Genomic DNA, 13,567 nt, shown 5'->3' on the forward strand with positions numbered 1-13,567 from the left:
ATTCATTCGAAATCATTCCATTGCTACGTGAAGGATTCAGCCAATTTATTATCGGCACTCCGGGTAAATTGAAATACCGTAATGTAACTGAAGAAGAAAACATCGGTCGTTTGAATTACCGTAAAGATGATTACATTGATTACCTGGATGGTGATATCGAGAGCTCTATTTACTACGATAACGATGATCGTAAAAATGGAATCAACGAAGCAACACGTGATCCTCATCTGATCATGTACCAAAACGAATACGAAACATACGATTTGAATGGTACTCCAATCAAACCGGAAGACAGAACATCCTGGCCAACAACATTGATTTCTGATAAATCAAGAGTATACAAAGGAGGTTCATGGAGAGATCGCGCATACTGGTTGAACGCAGGATCCAGAAGATACCTGGATGAAGCACAATCAACTTGTACAATCGGGTTCCGTTGTGCGATGGATCGTATCGGAAGTCCAGTAGGACACAACTACGGTAAAAAGAAGAAAAAGAAAAAATAATATTCAAATCTTAATAGAAACCCCGATGAGTTAACTGTCGGGGTTTTTTCATGATATATGGAAACACTCTACAGTCTATTTCAATCCAGCTCAGGAGTAGAAACCGATACACGTAAAATCCTGGAAGGATCACTGTTCTTTTGCTTGAAAGGTGCAAACTTTGATGGAAACACATTCGCAGAAGAAGCAATCAAACTGGGGGCTCTTGCAGCTGTTATTGACAACCCGGATTATCAGATTGAAGGAAAAACGTTCCTGGTAGAAGATGTTCTGAAAACACTTCAGGATTTAGCCCGGTACCACCGAAATCATTTTCAGATTCCTGTGATCGGAATCACCGGGAGTAACGGAAAAACAACTTCCAAGGAATTAATTTCCGCAACATTAAGCACACAATTCAAGGTTCACTTCACTCAAGGAAACCTGAACAACCATATCGGCGTTCCACTCACCCTCCTCCAGTTAAACGAATCTCATGAAATTGCCGTAATTGAAATGGGAGCGAACAAACCGGGAGATATCAAAGAATTAGTAGAAATAGCACTTCCTACCCATGGAATCATTACCAACATCGGAAGAGCTCATCTGGAGGGATTCAAATCATTGGAAGGCGTTATTAAAACCAAAACCGAATTGTTTGATTTTCTGGCTGCAAATAAAGGCCATCTTTTCGCCAATAAGCAGGATGAGATTATCATGAGCAAACTACCGGCTGCAACTCAAAATCATTTTTACAATGATGCTTCAGAGCTTCACGGCGAACTTTTAAGTCTCACTCCGTTTGTGAATATGAACTGGAGCGAACCCGGTTATACGAGTCCGGCTATTCAAACAAACCTGGTTGGAGAATACAATTTCATCAATTTCCTGGCAGCTATCCGGATCGGCCGTTTTTTCGGTATCAGTGCCGAAAATTGCAACAAAGCTATTTCTGACTATCAACCCACAAATAATCGCTCACAAGTCACTAAAACGGATAAAAACACACTGATTGTTGATTGCTACAATGCCAATCCGACAAGTATGCGCTCTGCCCTATCCAGTTTTGCAAAAATTGATAATCACGCAAAGATTTTTATTCTTGGTGATATGCGCGAAATGGGAGATGATGCTCCGATGGTTCACGAAGAAGTGATTCAGCAAACCATTGATCTTCGCTTAAGCGGTTTTTTCATCGGAGAAGAATTTCTGAAGTTTAAAGGAATGCATCCGAATGCGATCTTTTTGAAATCAACAGATCCGTTGATTGAGCATTTCACAAATAATCCACCATCAGACTTACTGATTCTTTTGAAAGGATCGAGAGGAATTTCTTTGGAGAAGGTGATTCCGTACCTTTAATTATCGCCGAAAAAATGAGCTTATTTTTCCTGGCTGGCTGAAAGTTCGCGATATTGCGAACAGCCTTTGCCGGATCTGGAATTCAGAACAAAGAATCAAACAAAAAAGTATAAACAAAAAGCCGGGGCGAAACATGTTTCACCCCGGCTTTTTTATCTTGTAAACCGACTAATTAATCAGCCAGAATATTTCTTGAAATAACGATTTTCTGTACTTCAGAAGTTCCTTCGTAAATCTGAGTAATTTTCGCATCACGCATCAAACGCTCCACATGATACTCTTTCACGTATCCGTAACCTCCGTGGATCTGGACAGCTTCTACTGTTTGCTCCATTGCTACTTTTGAAGCATACAATTTCGCCATTGCTGAAGACTGATCGAAGTTTCTGCCAGCATCCTTATCTGCAGCAGCACGGTAAACCAACAAACGGGCAGCTTCGATTTCTGTCGCCATATCAGCGATTTTAAATGCAATTGCCTGGTGCTTGTAAATTTCTTTTCCGAATGCCTTACGCTCTTTCGAGTAAGCCGCAGCCAATTCAAAAGCTCCTGCAGCAATTCCTAATGCCTGAGCAGCAATCCCGATACGACCTCCTGAAAGTGTTTTCATCGCGAATTTGAATCCAAATCCATCTTCTCCGATACGGTTCGCTTTCGGAACTTTTACGTCGTTAAACAACAAGGTATGTGTATCACTTCCGCGAATACCCAATTTATCTTCTTTCGCACCAACGATGAAACCTTCCATTCCACGTTCTACGATCAATGCATTGATTCCTCTGTGACCCAATTCAGGGTTTGTCTGAGCAATTACAATATACGTTGAAGCTGTAGAACCATTCGTGATCCAATTTTTTGTTCCGTTCAACAAATAGTAATCTCCCATATCAACAGCTGTTGTACGTTGAGAGGTAGCATCAGACCCAGCTTCTGGCTCAGACAAACAAAATGCTCCGATCTTTTCCCCTTTAGCAAGCGGAGTAAGGAACTTTACTTTTTGTTCTTCGTTACCAAACTTTTCCAATCCCCAGCAAACAAGGGAATTATTTACAGACATACAAACAGAAGTCGAAGCATCCACTTTTGAAATCTCTTCCATCGCCAACACATAAGACATGGTGTCCATTCCGCCACCTCCGTATTTCGGGTCAACCATCATTCCTAAGAATCCTAGTTCACCCAGTTGTTTCATTTCTTCAACAGGAAATTTTTGATCTCTATCCCGATCTATTACCCCAGGTTTTAAAACGTTTTGAGCGAAATCACGCGCAGCTTCTTTTACCGCTTGTTGTTCTTCTGTCAATTCGAAATTCATCTGTATCGCAGTTTATTTTATATTTGTTCAGAGGACAAATGTACCTATAAAAACTTAATTTTCGTCTTTTATGATTTCATTCAAAATAATCGGCTTGATGTCAGGAACTTCTCTGGATGGGGTTGACATAACTTATGCCAGCTACACCAAGATTTCAGATAAAAATTGGGAGTTTGTACTTCATGCGTCAAAAACAGTTCCGTTTACCGAAATCCTGCTTTCCAGTCTGCACGAAGCCACCAAACTAACCGGCTCTCAGTTAGCGACTTTGGATCACGACCTGGGATTGTTTTTCGCATCCTGCATCAATGAATTCATAGCCGAAAATAAGATTACAAAAACAGAAGTGGACGCGATTGCTTCCCACGGACAAACCATTTTTCATCAGCCGCAACGCGGTTTCACCACTCAGATCGGGAATCCCGCTGTAATTGCGGTGAAAACAGGAGTTACCACCATCGGAGATTTCAGAACCAAAGATGTCTTATTCGGCGGACAGGGAGCTCCGCTCGTTCCCATCGGGGATTTTTACCTGTTTGGAGCAAAAGCAGATGGATTTATCAATATCGGCGGTTTTGCAAACATCAGTTTTGAGGAAAAAGGTATCGTAAAAGCTTACGACATCTGTCCTGCGAATCTTCCGATGAACAAACTGGCACGCTCCAAAAATCTGGAATACGACAAGAACGGTGATTTGGCAAGAGCCGGAGAATTGAATTATTTCTTATTGGATTTGCTGAACAGTTTGGATTATTACCAGGAAGAAGGTCCGAAATCACTTGGAACCGAATGGCTGGAGCAATACTTCTACCCTTTGCTGAAGTTTGATAAAGACATCGAAAACAATTTAGCAACTGTGGTCGAACACATTGCCATTCAACTGGGAGAAATCTGCACTAAAAACAACCTCAAACGCGTGATGATTACCGGAGGAGGAGCCAAAAATACGTTCCTGATCGAACGTTTCAAGCGGTATTATGACGGTGAAATTATTTCCGTCGACAAAGAACTGATTGATTACAAAGAAGCCCTCATTTTCGGCTTATTGGGAGCCCTGAATTTAAATAACGAACCGAATTGCATTGCAAGTGTGACCGGGGCGAGTAAAAACGTCATCGGAGGGGTGCATCATTTGCCTTAAAATCTTGCAGTTGCGCAAATAGTTTAACCAGATCCATTTCTTTTCATGCTAAAAGACCAATAATTCCTACTTTTGCAGTTCAATATTTGAATGCTATTAATAGAAGAACAATACCATGAAAGATTTACTTCACAAGTTTGAAAATAAGCGCCCTGAAATTGTATTTGAGTGGAAAGATGCCGAAACAGAAGCAGAAGGATGGGTCGTTATTAACTCCTTACGCGGTGGTGCTGCCGGTGGTGGTACACGTATGCGTGTTGGTTTGGACAAACGCGAAGTGGAAAGTCTTGCAAAAACGATGGAAGTAAAATTCACCGTTGCCGGACCTCCGATCGGTGGAGCAAAATCAGGAATCAACTTCGACCCGAAAGATCCGCGTAAAGAAGGTGTTTTGAGAAGATGGTACGCAGCTGTGACACCGCTTTTGAAACATTACTACGGAACCGGTGGAGATTTAAATGTAGATGAAATCCATGAAGTGATTCCGATTACGGAGGATTGTGGAATCTGGCATCCGCAGGAAGGTGTTTTTAACGGGCACTTCCAACCGAGAGAAGCACAAAAAATCAATCGTATCGGACAACTTCGTCAGGGAGTTTTGAAAGTGATTGAAGACAAACAATACAGTCCGAGCATTGAGAAAAAATATGTGGTTGCCGATATGATTACCGGTTATGGAGTGGCGCAATCCGTTGCACATTACTACAACATCTGGGGCGGCGACATTCAAGGAAAAAAAGTCATCGTTCAGGGCTGGGGAAATGTGGCTTCAGCAGGAGCTTATTACCTGGCACAAGCCGGAGCGAAAGTCGTTGGAATCATTGACCGCGTTGGCGGATTGATCAATGAAAACGGTTTCTCTCTGGAAGAAATCAAACACTTATTCCTGACTAAAAACGGAAACGAAATCGTTCATCCGGACTTGAAGTCTTTTGAAGAAATCAATGCAAAGATCTGGGATATCCAGGCAGATGTATTCATTCCCTGTGCGGCTTCCCGTTTAATTACACAAGAACAGGTAGAACGCATGATCAAAGCCGGAGTTCAGGTAATTGCTGCCGGAGCAAATGTTCCTTTCGCAGACAAAGAAATTTTCTTCGGTCCGATTGCAGATTATGCAGACAACCACCTTTCCGTCATTCCGGATTTCATTTCAAACTGTGGAATGGCACGCGTTTTTGCTTATTTGATGAGTAACGATTTGAAAGAACTGACGGATCAGGGAATTTTCGAAGATACAAGCAACATTATTCGTGATGCATTGCAAAAAGCACATGCGAAGAATCCTGCAAAAACAGGAATCGCAAAAGGAGCTTTTGAAATCGCACTGAACCAATTAGTATAAGAAGAGAATGGCTAAAGCAAAGCTAAATAGCCAGGTTTTCAAAAAGTTTTTTGAAAGTGAAAAATCAAGTGGTTTGACGTTGATTGCGTTTACTATTCTTTCACTTTTACTTGCAAACTCTTCTATCAAGGAACAATACACGGAATTTTGGGAATACTCCCTTGCCGGATTGAGCCTTGAACACTGGATTAATGACGGTCTGATGGCCGTCTTTTTTCTGTTGGTCGGACTGGAATTAAAGCGTGAGTTCCTCGTTGGTGAACTTTCGTCACTCAAAAAAGCCACATTGCCCATTTTCAGTGCTTTGGGAGGAATGATTGTTCCGGCAGGTATTTTCATCCTGATCAACTTTGGAAAACCAACCGTTTCAGGATTCGGAATACCAATGGCCACCGATATTGCATTTGCATTGGGAGCTCTTTCGTTATTGGGAAATAAAGTCCCGGTTTCAATCAAGGTTTTTCTTACTGCCCTTGCCGTTATTGACGATTTGGGAGCCATTGTGGTGATTGCTGTTTTTTATACCAAAACCATTTTCTGGCTCTATTTGTTGATTGCATTGGGAATTTTTGCATTCCTTCTGATGCTGAACAGGTTGAAAATAACTTCTCTTTGGATTTACATTCCTTTGGGAATCGTGATGTGGTATTTTATGCATCATTCCGGAATTCACGCCACCATTACCGGAGTATTGCTGGCATTCGCGATTCCATCTTTCAGCAGTTCTTCCGAAAAACATTCTCCTTCGGACCGTTTGCAGGAATCACTGCACTACCCTGTTCCCTTTTTCATTCTTCCCTTGTTTGCTTTGGTAAATACCGCCATCGAAATTGGTCCTGGATGGGACAAAGCGCTCTTTGAAAGTGCAAGCCTGGGAATTGTGTTGGGATTAGTTGTCGGAAAACCAATCGGAATCTTCCTTTTCACCTGGCTTTCCATCAAACTCAAATTGGCAGACAAACCGCCGGGAACCAGCTGGAGTAAGTTATTCGGAGTCGGGATCCTGGGCGGAATCGGATTTACCATGTCGATTTTTGTAACCATCCTTGCTTTCTCGGACAAAACCCTCATCAACGATTCCAAATTTGCCATTCTCATTTCCTCTCTTTTAGCGGGAATGATCGGATACTTTTGGCTCAAATTCAGTTTCAGAAAGACTTCCTCTTCCAAAGTTCCGAAAGAAAAGAAATAGTTTCCTGTAACGAATTCCATCCGGATTCATTATTTGAAGTATACACGCGAATCGTAAAACTCCAATCCCCTATAAACAAAATACTGTGAATATCTCTTTAAACAAAGGGAGAATCATCTGTTATTGGGGCGTATTTTTGGAAATTGATTCATGTATTCATTTATAAACCAGATGAAAAAAGCAACAATATTTACATTTATACTTTTGGCAACTCCATTTTTAAGCTTGGCACAAGTTGTTGAAAAAACCGCAGAGGAAGCAGAAAAAGCAGTACCGGGAGAAAAAATTTCCGCATTGGAGTTTGTAATGAAAGGTGGTGTCTTCATCATCCCGATCATTATCTTGTTGTTTTACACGCTTTATGTCGTAATTGAGCGTTACCGCTACATTCGCCGCATGTCTGTCTACAATCCGAATTTATTGAATGATATTCGCATGAATTTGGAGAAAGGAAATATCCAGGATGCTTTGAATCATGTTCAACGCGACCAATCGGCATACGGATCTGTCGTTGCCGAAGGAATCCAGACCATCGGAAGACCTGTTTCAGAAATCGAATCCAACATGGAAAAAGTAGCCAATATCGAGGTTGCTAAAATGGAAAAAGGAATGGGAATTCTTGGTTTGATTGCCGGAATTGCTCCGACCTTCGGATTTATCGGTACGATTGCCGGGGTAATTAAAATCTTTTACAACATCTCCATTTCCGAGAATGTAAGTATCGGAAACATCTCCGGAGGTTTGTACGAAAAAATGATTAGTTCGGGTGCAGGTTTGGTGGTAGGTATTATCGCTTATTCGGCATACCACATTCTGAATGCGATGATTGACAGTTACACCTTGAAAATTCAGTCAACGAACTTAGGATTTATAAATATTATTCAACGTCCGGGGAAATGGCAATAAATCGTAAAAGACGCTTTCATGCAGGAGTCGAATCCTCTTCCATGAGTGACATCATGTTCTTCTTGCTTTTGTTCTTCCTGATCATCTCAACATTAGCAAACCCGAACGTGGTGAAAGTTCCGCTTCCGGATGCAAAAGAAACGGACAATAAAGTGGGATCTCACCTGACTTTAACCGTTACCAGCGATAAAAAATACTATCTTGACAAGGAAGAAGTAGCACCTCAGGATCTCGAGGTACGATTATTGCAGGAAACAAAATTACGAAAAGATGAAACCGTAGTGCTTCGTCCTGCGTATGACTTAGATGTTCAGGAATTGATAGACTTGTTACAACTTGGATTGAAACACCAATTGAAGTTCGTAATCGCTACCAAAGCCGGATAAAAAAGATATACACTGTACGAGAGTGTGGATGATTGGAGTTTTCTTGCTTGAAAATGAAGGGAATCTGTTCAAGTGTTCAAAAAGTTTAAAGGTTCAATTTGAACTGTTTTAACGTTTCAACCCTTTGAACCATTTTGATCCTATTCACTCTTCTGTTGCAACGAACAAAATTGATCATCCTTCGTACATTACCAAAAGATATTAATTAAATTCAGGAAAGATGAGTCTTAGTTTTGAAACAGAAAGAACTTACGAGGTGAAAGACCGTAAAGTTGCCGCCATTATTTCGGTATCAGCATTTCTTTTGCTTTTGGCTATTCTTCATTTTCTTGGATACCGCATTCCAACTCCCCCACTTCCGGAGCAATTGCTTTATAAGGATATGGAAATGGAGTTAATTCCGCTGGACGCAGTTGTGTTGGAACCGGGCGGCGGTGGCGGTGGTTCCGGTACTCCGACTAAAGCGGAAAAAACAGAATCCACTCCGGAACAAATGGAGCAGATTCTGACACAAAACAACAGTTCCACACACGTAAAATCCGGCGGGTCAAACAGAACCAATACCGATAAACCGAATAACAATCCTCCGAGCGCTGAAAATACCAGCGATAATCCGTTCGGAACAGGAGGAAGTGGCGGAGGAACCGGCAGAGGGAACGGAAACGGAATCGGTGACGACAACGGAGACGGAACTGGCCCGGGAACTGGTCCTGGTTCAGGAGGAAACATCCGGCGCTACCTGGTACAAAATCCGAATACAAACAGCATCAAATCAGACGAAAATTGTAAGATTGTTTTATCCGTTCTGGTTGCCCCGGACGGAAGCATCATCGGGAAACCGGTGTATGTAAAAGCTTCTTCCACAACCAACGACATGACCTTGATCAATCAGGTCATCAGAGCCGTTGAAAGTCAGGCACGCTTCAACAAGGCAGAAACGACTAAAAACATGAAAGAAGCCATTACAATTCGTATTGTTGCCAATTAGTTTCGTTAAAGTGGCTTAAAAAAGTCGTTTCTTCACTTTTTACTTGTAGATTTAAACTGGTTTATAGAGAGGGGGATTTATGGTATTCGTATATATTCTGTTCATACTCATTATTCTATTTTCACTATATCAATATGTGGATAATAGCGAATGGGAAGAATTACAGGCGAAAAATTTCAAAACGATTTTTGAGCACCGAAACAAAAAGTACGGTGCTTACCAAATGAGGAGCAGGCAACCGGTCATTTTAATGTATGTTACATTAAGTCTTATTGTTCTTGGTTTTATTTCTGTGTATGCAAAAGTCATCGTGAATAATTACGAAGGCGTTTCTTCCATGACGTTTAGTGAAGTTTCCGACACAACTCAGTTCACCCTGAGTAATCAGAATGTGGAAGAAACTCCGCCAAGTCAGTTCAATTACCAGGGTGAAAACGGTGACGGTTTACCACAGGCAAAAGACGGTGGTGAAAAACGTGAAGACAATCCGGAAACAACGGAAAGTTCCACTTCTGAAGCCAGCGCTCCAAAAGAAAAAGTAAAACCCAAAACTCCGGAACAATCCATTTATGATTTCGAACAAGAGCTTTACGCCAAAGAAGGCGGAGCTGCCGAACGTGAGAAAATCCTAAAAGACATGGAAAAGCGCAAAAAAGAGCGCGAGGAGAAAAAGAAACAGCAGCAAAGAACAGACGGCGGGAACGGCGGAAATATCGGTTCGAATTCAGGAGTCCAGGGAAAAACACTGGCCGAATGGAACATGAACGGCCGGAAACCTCATCAAAACAACCCGGATTATATCAAAATTCCCGGATACATGTGCGGAAAAGGTGTCAATGAAAAGATTGTTGTAAAAGTCAAAGTGAACTCCAACGGAGATGTTTACTGGGCACAATCCCAGGCTCCGGAAGGTGCAAATCCCTGTTGCGTAGAACAAGCAATCAATTACGCCAAAAAATCGCGTTTTGAATACGCCGCAACACCGATCCAGGAAGGAACAATTACCTATTATTTCAAAGCACAATAACGCTATGAATTATTCAGAAACTATCGAATGGTTGTTTCAACAATTTCCCGCATACCATCAACTGGGAGCTCAGGCATACAATCCCGGACTGAAAAATATTGAAGAACTCAGCGCTTTTTTTGGCAATCCGGAAAAGAAACTGCGTTTCATTCACGTCGGAGGAACCAATGGAAAAGGTTCTGTTTCAAACATGCTTGCTTCTATTTTCTCCGAAAGCAATGAGAAGGTCGGTTTATTCACTTCTCCTCACCTCTTCGACTTCACCGAGCGCATCCGCATCAACGGCATTCCGGTTGATCAGCTTTTTGTGATTGAATTTTGCGAAAAAGTGCGAAACCATGCGTGGAGCATTCAACCTTCTTTCTTTGAAATCACCTGGATGATGGCCCTGGAATATTTCTGTCAGAACCAATGTACATTGGTCATTGCAGAAGTCGGCTTAGGCGGTCGTTTGGATTCAACCAATATCATTCAGCCGCTGATTTCCGTCATTACCAATATCGGTTTGGACCATGTTCAGATTTTGGGCAACACCCGTGCGGAAATCGCATTTGAAAAGGCAGGAATCATCAAACCGCATATTCCGGTAGTTTTGGGAGAAGTCGATGACGAAACATTTCCGGTCTTCAAAACAGCTGCAGATAAAAATCAGTCTCAACTGATTATTCCGGATCCCGAAACCCCTGTTCCGAAAGAAATCATCGGGTATCAAATCGGGAATTACCGCATTGTTTCTGCTGTTTGTGATTATTTATCCGGACTGGGGTTTTCTTGCGATCAGAATGCAAGAGAACGGGGAATCCGCAACCTGAAAACAAACACCGGATTCTTCGGCAGAATGGAAATGATTTCGACTCAACCACTCACGATTGTGGATTGTGCACATAACGCCGAAGGAATAAACGTGTTGATGGATTCCGTTTCGAATTTGAACAAAGGAACACTTCATTGCATTTACAGCACCAGCTCCGACAAAGATCTGGATGCAATTTTGGAAATTTTACCTGTAAAAGCGAATTATTATTTCACCACTTTCTCCAATCCCAGAAGCATCACTTTGGCGAATTTGAAGGAAAAAACCGCTTCAAAGTTCAAAAATGCGATTTTTTTTGATTCTCCGTTGACAGCACTCAAAAGCGCCCAAGAATCTGCAAACAAAGAAGATACAATTTTGATTTTTGGTTCCTTCTTTTTAATTCATGATTTTTTTGAAGTTTTTTTTCAAAAACCGCTTGCCAAACAGAAATAATGCCTTATATTTGCACTCGCAATCGAGAAACAACGGTCACTCGGAAAAAGCAAAAGAAATAAAAAATTATGGGGGATTAGCTCAGTTGGTTCAGAGCGCCTGCCTTACAAGCAGGATGTCGGCGGTTCGAATCCGTCATTCCCCACAGAAAAAAAGCCTTGCAAAATTTGCAAGGCTTTTTTGTTTTTAGAAACTTGCTATTCATGTTTTATACTTACATACTCTACTCCATTTCGAAAGACAAATTCTACGTCGGAGTTTCTGAAAATCCAACTGAACGCCTCAAAAAACATAACGCCAAAAACAAGGGCTTCACCAATCAAGCGAAAGATTGGGAAATAGTCTTTTTAAAAGAATTCGAAACAAAATCCGAAGCATTGACATTTGAAAAGAAAATCAAAGCATGGAAATCCAAAACAATGATTCAAAAACTAATTAACTCTGTCGATTCAGAGCGTCCCGATGCATAGCAATCGGGAATGTCGGCGGTTCGAATCCGTCATTCCCCACAACAAAAAGAAAAAAGCGAATTTCGAAAGTGGTTCGCTTTTTTCTTTTTGCACTTCATTCTCATTCTGTTTCTCATTCTATTGGGCTTTTTCCTTTTTGCAGCGCGAGAGCGGAGAACGAGAGATGAATGTGAATCCCTCACTCTCTGCATCACCTTCTCTATTGATATTTCGGAAACAGATTTCCAATTTTAAGGAAATTTAAAAAAATCCTCCCTTTTGCTTGGGAGACATTGTATATCAGTTTTTTTCGGTAGTATTGAAGTACTAACGTGACGAAAACTATTTATTGAAGTTCCATTACAGATTGAACTTCAGAGAAAAACCGATTTAAATTAGCCGTAAGCAGTTAACTGTTAATTACATACACAAGTTATTAGCATCGAAAGAGAGAGAAAGTACAACTTGCTTTGCCAAAAAATATTAGTGAAAAATAAATTAATTATGAAATTACTTGTTCAATTATTTATTGTAATAATCCCTGTATTGTCTCATGGTCAACAGACAAAGAAAATCACAAAAATTACAGATGAATTGAACGAGGAGAAAGAAGTTTATTATGTGCTTTCCTCTGACACCAATGTGAGACATGGATCTTACAAACAAATCAAATATAAAAAAGACATCCTAATTTCTGGATTTTATAAAATGGGTGTAAAAGATAGTATTTGGTCAGAATACGATTGGCGAGGTACAAAAAATGGTAGATGTAAAATAAGATGTTCGGGGAATTATTCGAATGGAAAAAAGATTGGGATTTGGAAGTTTTATAATTACAATGGCGAAATAGTTCAAGAATATGATTATGATTCGAACAAGATAATTTCATCAATTGAAAAAAAAACTGAAGAGGAATCAGTGGTTATTATGAATAATGATACTATTAAAATAAAACTTGACACTCCAGTTTCTTTCATTGGAGCCTCTGTGATGAAAAATCATTATTTTTTTGAAAATTTAAAATACCCAAATTCCGCCCTTGAAAAAGGTCTTAACGGAAAAGTAATTGTTACCTTTTATGTTAATCAAAATGGTATTGCTTCAGGACATTTCATTAAAGATAAAATCGGAAACGGATTTGACGAAGCTGCCATTAATGCTGTAAAACAAATTCCAAATGATTGGATACCTGGAACCGTAAATGATAAAACTGTGACAGTTCAAGTCGATATGCCGGTAAACTTCAAACTAACATATGCACATTAAATAAAGTCCCTAACACCAAATAAGCAAAAGTGCAAAATTCACTATACTTGTTAGACCCTTTTCCTATTTGAAAACCGTTATCGGTTCCATTTCCGTTCACTCTTACCCACAACAAAAAGAAAAAGCGAATTTCGAAAGTGGTTCGCTTTTTCTTTTTGCAGCGCGAGAGCGGAGAACGAGAGATGAATGTGAATCCCTCACTCTCCGCATCCCCTTCTCTATTCATATTTCGGAAACAGATTTCCAATTTTAAGGGAATTTAAAATTTCCTCCCTTTTGCTTGCGCTGTAGCTCTTGTCTTTGTGAAGCCACTTTGGCAAAGCAAGGTCAGCAAAGGCGCAGTGGGAGGATTAAGGAGGGTGAAAAACTCAAATCTTCCATAACGACCAATTTCATTCAGTTTCCTCAATCGCAGTTCTATTTCCGGATTTGTTTTTCTACGAATAAAAATTTAAC

The 13,567-nt window shown here is 40.6% G+C and carries 12 protein-coding genes, 1 tRNA gene and 1 pseudogene; 13 read left to right on the forward strand and 1 reads right to left on the reverse strand.

Annotated elements, in window-relative coordinates; genetic code table 11:
- A pseudogene (locus Q1V93_RS06575) lies at positions 1–506 on the forward strand (hypothetical protein); the annotation flags it as partial.
- 57 nt (positions 507–563) lie between these two features.
- Positions 564–1,847, forward strand: a complete 1,284-nt coding sequence (gene murF, locus Q1V93_RS06580; RefSeq protein ID WP_300663003.1) for a UDP-N-acetylmuramoyl-tripeptide--D-alanyl-D-alanine ligase — start codon at positions 564–566, stop codon at positions 1,845–1,847.
- 172 nt (positions 1,848–2,019) lie between these two features.
- On the opposite strand, the gene Q1V93_RS06585 is transcribed toward murF, so the two are convergent.
- The gene (locus tag Q1V93_RS06585; RefSeq protein ID WP_300663005.1) at positions 2,020–3,162 is read right to left on the reverse strand and encodes an acyl-CoA dehydrogenase; all 1,143 of its coding nucleotides are present in this window, start codon (positions 3,160–3,162) and stop codon (positions 2,020–2,022) included.
- A 97-nt stretch (positions 3,163–3,259) separates the two neighbouring features.
- Here Q1V93_RS06585 and Q1V93_RS06590 point away from each other — a divergent pair, with 97 nt between their 5' ends.
- From Q1V93_RS06590 to Q1V93_RS06640, 11 genes are all read left to right on the forward strand, one after another.
- Complete coding sequence (locus Q1V93_RS06590; protein WP_300663007.1) at positions 3,260–4,303, forward strand: anhydro-N-acetylmuramic acid kinase; 1,044 nt, start codon at positions 3,260–3,262, stop codon at positions 4,301–4,303.
- A gap of 115 nt (positions 4,304–4,418) precedes the next feature.
- A complete protein-coding gene (locus tag Q1V93_RS06595) occupies positions 4,419–5,648 on the forward strand; it encodes a Glu/Leu/Phe/Val dehydrogenase dimerization domain-containing protein (protein WP_300663009.1) in 1,230 nt (409 codons plus the stop codon).
- Between the two features lie 7 nt (positions 5,649–5,655).
- The gene (nhaA, locus tag Q1V93_RS06600; protein WP_300663011.1) at positions 5,656–6,840 is read left to right on the forward strand and encodes a Na+/H+ antiporter NhaA; all 1,185 of its coding nucleotides are present in this window, start codon (positions 5,656–5,658) and stop codon (positions 6,838–6,840) included.
- A gap of 171 nt (positions 6,841–7,011) precedes the next feature.
- Positions 7,012–7,746, forward strand: a complete 735-nt coding sequence (locus tag Q1V93_RS06605) for a MotA/TolQ/ExbB proton channel family protein (protein ID WP_300663013.1) — start codon at positions 7,012–7,014, stop codon at positions 7,744–7,746.
- Entirely contained in the window at positions 7,737–8,132 is a 396-nt protein-coding gene (locus Q1V93_RS06610) for a biopolymer transporter ExbD (protein WP_300663015.1), read from the forward strand. Before Q1V93_RS06605 ends, Q1V93_RS06610 begins: the two co-directional genes overlap by 10 nt.
- 220 nt (positions 8,133–8,352) lie before the next feature.
- Complete coding sequence (locus Q1V93_RS06615) at positions 8,353–9,120, forward strand: hypothetical protein (RefSeq protein ID WP_300663017.1); 768 nt, start codon at positions 8,353–8,355, stop codon at positions 9,118–9,120.
- A 79-nt stretch (positions 9,121–9,199) separates the two neighbouring features.
- Positions 9,200–10,147, forward strand: a complete 948-nt coding sequence (locus tag Q1V93_RS06620; RefSeq protein WP_300663019.1) for a hypothetical protein — start codon at positions 9,200–9,202, stop codon at positions 10,145–10,147.
- Between the two features lie 4 nt (positions 10,148–10,151).
- Positions 10,152–11,396, forward strand: coding sequence for a folylpolyglutamate synthase/dihydrofolate synthase family protein (locus Q1V93_RS06625; RefSeq protein ID WP_300663021.1), 1,245 nt, complete (start codon positions 10,152–10,154; stop codon positions 11,394–11,396).
- Between the two features lie 70 nt (positions 11,397–11,466).
- Positions 11,467–11,541, forward strand: a tRNA-Val gene (locus tag Q1V93_RS06630).
- Between the two features lie 58 nt (positions 11,542–11,599).
- Positions 11,600–11,866, forward strand: a complete 267-nt coding sequence (locus Q1V93_RS06635; protein ID WP_300663023.1) for a GIY-YIG nuclease family protein — start codon at positions 11,600–11,602, stop codon at positions 11,864–11,866.
- A 483-nt stretch (positions 11,867–12,349) separates the two neighbouring features.
- Positions 12,350–13,111 carry an energy transducer TonB gene (locus tag Q1V93_RS06640; RefSeq protein WP_300663025.1) on the forward strand — a complete coding sequence of 254 codons (762 nt, stop codon included), beginning with the start codon at positions 12,350–12,352 and terminating at the stop codon, positions 13,109–13,111.
- Positions 13,112–13,567: the final 456 nt, after the last annotated feature.

It is taken from the genome of Fluviicola sp. (genome assembly GCF_030151805.1).
In the GTDB taxonomy this organism is placed as follows: Bacteria; Bacteroidota; Bacteroidia; order Flavobacteriales_D; family Crocinitomicaceae; genus Fluviicola.